Source organism: Streptomyces bohaiensis, from assembly GCF_012033785.1.
In the GTDB taxonomy this organism is placed as follows: Bacteria; Actinomycetota; Actinomycetes; order Streptomycetales; family Streptomycetaceae; genus Streptomyces; species Streptomyces bohaiensis.
The window spans coordinates 1-3,628 of sequence record NZ_JAAVJC010000370.1 but is presented as its reverse complement, the minus strand read 5'-3'; the positions used below and the strand labels follow the sequence as shown (position 1 = coordinate 3,628).

Annotated in this window: 3 protein-coding genes; all 3 read left to right on the top strand. The window is 76.5% G+C overall.

The genetic code is table 11. The features are described from left to right. Positions 1–137: 137 nt before the first annotated feature. The 3 genes from HCN52_RS22720 to HCN52_RS22710 all read left to right on the top strand — a co-directional run bounded on the left by HCN52_RS22720 (position 138) and on the right by HCN52_RS22710 (position 3,574). Positions 138–1,904 carry an ABC transporter ATP-binding protein gene (locus tag HCN52_RS22720; protein ID WP_168090313.1) on the top strand — a complete coding sequence of 589 codons (1,767 nt, stop codon included), beginning with the start codon at positions 138–140 and terminating at the stop codon, positions 1,902–1,904. Next, positions 1,901–2,785, top strand: a complete 885-nt coding sequence (locus HCN52_RS22715; protein WP_168090312.1) for an ECF transporter S component — start codon at positions 1,901–1,903, stop codon at positions 2,783–2,785. The genes HCN52_RS22720 and HCN52_RS22715 overlap by 4 nt, the downstream gene beginning before the upstream one ends. 207 nt (positions 2,786–2,992) lie before the next feature. Then, positions 2,993–3,574 (top strand): TMEM165/GDT1 family protein, encoded by a 582-nt coding sequence (locus tag HCN52_RS22710; RefSeq protein WP_168090311.1) that lies wholly within the window; start codon positions 2,993–2,995, stop codon positions 3,572–3,574. The last annotated feature ends 54 nt before the right edge of the window (positions 3,575–3,628 follow it).

Below are 3,628 nucleotides of genomic sequence, written 5' to 3'. Positions count from 1 at the left end.
GGCGGCGGTGGGGCCGGCGGCGGTCCGCGCGGACTTCCCGGACGCGACGGGCCGCCGCCCGCGCGTCCGCCCGGTACGGCGGGCCGGTGGCGCGCCGCGCACCGTGAGGGCTTCGAGGACGACGGGAGGAGCGGACGATGATCCGGTTCGAGCAGGTCGAGATGGTCTACCCGGGCGCGATGGCGCCCGCGCTGCGCGGCGTCGACCTGGAACTGCCGGAGGGAGAGCTGACGCTGCTGGTGGGCCCCTCCGGCGTCGGCAAGTCCACCCTGCTGGGCGCCGTCTGCGGACTGGTCCCCCACTTCACCGGCGGGACGCTGACCGGCCGGGTGACGGTCGCGGGTCGCGACACACGCACCCACCGCCCCCGGGAACTGGCGGACGTCGTCGGGTTCGTCGGCCAGGACCCGCTCGCCCACTTCGTGACCGGCACCGTCGAGGACGAACTGGCTTACGGCATGGAGTCGTTGGGCGTGCCGCCACCGACCATGCGGCGGCGCGTGGAGGAGACCTTGGACCTGCTCGGCCTCGCGGAGCTGCGGGACCGGGCGCTGGGCGACCTGTCCGGTGGCCAGCAGCAGCGGGTCGCGATCGGCTCGGTGCTGACGACGCACCCCCGGGTCCTGGTGCTCGACGAACCGACCTCGGCGCTGGACCCGCCCGCCGCCGAGGAGGTGCTGGCGGTACTGCAACGGCTCGTCCACGACCTGGGCACCACGGTGCTGCTGGCGGAGCACCGGCTGGAGCGGGTGGTGCAGTACGCGGACCGGGTGCTGCTGCTGCCGGGCGGGGGCCGCGCGCCGGTGCTCGGCGACCCCGCCGCGGTGCTCGCCGGGTCGCCGGTGCGGCCTCCGGTGGTGGAGCTGGGCCGGCTCGCCGGCTGGTCGCCGCTCCCGCTGTCGGTGCGGGACGCCCGGCGGCGGGCGGCGGGGCTCCGCGAGCGGCTGGGCGAGGCCCCCGTCCCGCCCGCGCGGCGGACGCCGGATACGTCCCCGGTACCGGCCGTCTCGTTGCGCTCGGTCGGGGTGCGGCGGGGCCGCCGCCCCGTCCTGCACGAGGTGGAGCTGGAGGTCGCCGCCGGCGAGGCGGTGGCACTGATGGGGCGCAACGGGGCCGGCAAGTCGACGCTGCTGCGGACCCTGGTGGGGATGCACCGTGCCACGTCCGGCCGGGTGGCGGTGGACGGGATCGACCCCGCGCGCACGGCGCCACGCGAGCTGCTCCGCCATGTCGGCCTGGTACCGCAGGACCCCCGCGACCTGCTGTACGCCGAGACCGTGGGCGGGGAGTGCGAGGCGGCCGACCGCGACGCCGGGGCCGCGCCGGGCACCTGCCGCGCCCTGGTGGACCGGCTGCTGCCGGGAATCGACGGGGGGACCCACCCCCGCGACCTCTCGGAAGGGCAGCGGCTGGTGCTCGCGCTGGCGGTGGTGCTGGCCGCGGCGCCCCCGCTGCTGCTGCTGGACGAGCCGACCCGCGGCCTGGACTACGCGGCCAAGGCCCGGCTGGTGGCGGTGGTGCGGCGGCTGACGGGCGAGGGGCACGCCGTGGTGCTGGCCACCCACGACGTGGAACTCGCCGCCGAACTGGCGGACCGGGTGGTGGTGATGGCCGAGGGCGAGGTGGTGGCGGACGGTCCGACGGGCGAGGTGGTGACCGCCTCACCGGCGTTCGCACCGCAGGTCGCCAAGATCCTGGCTCCCGCCGGGTGGCTGACCGTGCCGCAGGTGGCGCACGCCCTCGCACCGGAGCCGCGGCCCGGTGCCCGGCCCCCCGCGCCGGGCGACGAGCCCGGTGACGAGCCCGGTGACGGGTCCGGTGACGGGTCCGGTGACGGGTCCGGTGACGGGTCCGGCGGCGCGGTGGACGACGCGCCGGGCCGCGGCACCGGAGGCGCCGCGTGACGCCCGTACCGGCGGCGGGCGGCGGCCCCGCCCCGGGCGGGCCGGTGCGCCTGGGCGCGCGCTCCTGGGCCGCGGTCGGCCTGCTGACGGCCGTCGGTGTCGTGGCGTTCGGCTGGCCGCTGCTGGCGCACGAACTCTCCGGGCTGGCGCACTCCGGGGACGCCCCCTGGCTGTTCGCGCTGCTGCTGCCGCTGCTGCTGGCGGTGGTCGTCGCCGGTGTGGCGGAGGGCGGGCTCGACGCCAAGACCGTGGCGATGCTGGGCGTCCTCGCGGCAGCCGGGGCGGCGCTGCGGCCGTTGGGCGCGGGCACCGCGGGGCTGGAGCCGATGTTCTTCCTCATGGTGCTGGCGGGGCGCGCGCTGGGACCGGGGTTCGGCTTCGTCCTGGGCGCCGTCACGATCTTCGCCTCCGCCCTGCTGACCGGCGGCGTCGGACCGTGGATGCCGTTCCAGATGCTGGCCATGGCATGGGTCGCGATGGGCGCCGGCCTCCTCCCGGACGGGGGGCGGCTGCGCGGCCGGGCGGAGTTGCTGCTGGTCGCGGCGTACGGAGCGGTGGCCGCGCTCGGCTACGGACTGGTGATGAACCTCCAGGGCTGGCCGTACCTGGCGGGCATGGGGACCGGGATCTCGTTCGTTCCCGGTGATCCGCCGCTCGAGAACCTGCGGCGCTTCGCCGCGTACGCGACGGCGACCTCGCTGGGGTGGGACGTCACCCGTGCCGCGCTGACGGCGGTGGGGCGGACGGCGAGGGTCCGCCCGGTGACGGGCCCGGTGCGGGCGACCACCGCTCGGGCGCGGCCGGCGAGCGGGACCGCCGGGGCAGTGGCGCGCGCAACAGCGCCGACCCGGGCCCGGTGGCGTAGAGTGGCCTCCGTCTGAAGGGGAGTAGCTCTTCGCCGGACCGTCGACACACTGGTCCGCCCGCCGTTCGCGGAGGTGGACCCGGCGCCCGGAGCGGGATGTCGCGCAGCGCGCGGCTCCCGCCAGCGAGACCTTCGGCTCAGCAGTGTCCATGACGCTGCCGTGCCGAAGCGTGCGCTCTCCCGGGCCCGGTCGGCACGGCCCGACCGACGAGGTGTCCCGCCCGTGTTCAGTTTCACCATCGCCGCCGTGACGTTCGGCGTCGTCTTCCTCGCCGAGTTGCCGGACAAGACGGCACTCGCCGGTCTGGTGCTCGGCACCCGCTACCGCGCCTCCTATGTCTTCGTGGGTGTCGCCGCGGCCTTCGCGTTCCACGTCGCCCTCGCCATCGCCGCCGGCTCCCTGTTGGGCCTGTTGCCGCAGCGGCTGCTGGCGGTCATCGTCGGCCTTCTCTTCCTCGGTGGCGCCGTGCTGCTGCTGCGGCAGAAGGACGAGGAGGAGGGCGAGGTGCGCAAACCGGCGGACCAGTCCTTCTGGAAGGTCGCCGGCAGCGGGTTCATGTTGATCCTGGTCGCCGAGTTCGGCGACCTGACGCAGATCATGACCGCCAACCTCGCGGCCCGCTACGACAGCCCGGTCTCGGTCGCGGTCGGCGCGGTGCTGGCGCTGTGGGCGGTGGCCGCCATCGGCATCCTCGGCGGCCGCGCGCTGATGAAGCGGGTCCCGCTGCGGCTGATCACCCGGATCGCGGCCACCGTGATGGCCGTGCTCGGGCTCTGGAGCCTGGTCGAGGCGATTCGCGGCTGACCCGGCCCGCGCTCCGGTGCGGGCCCCGTCGTGCCGCCCCGGCCCGCACACGGG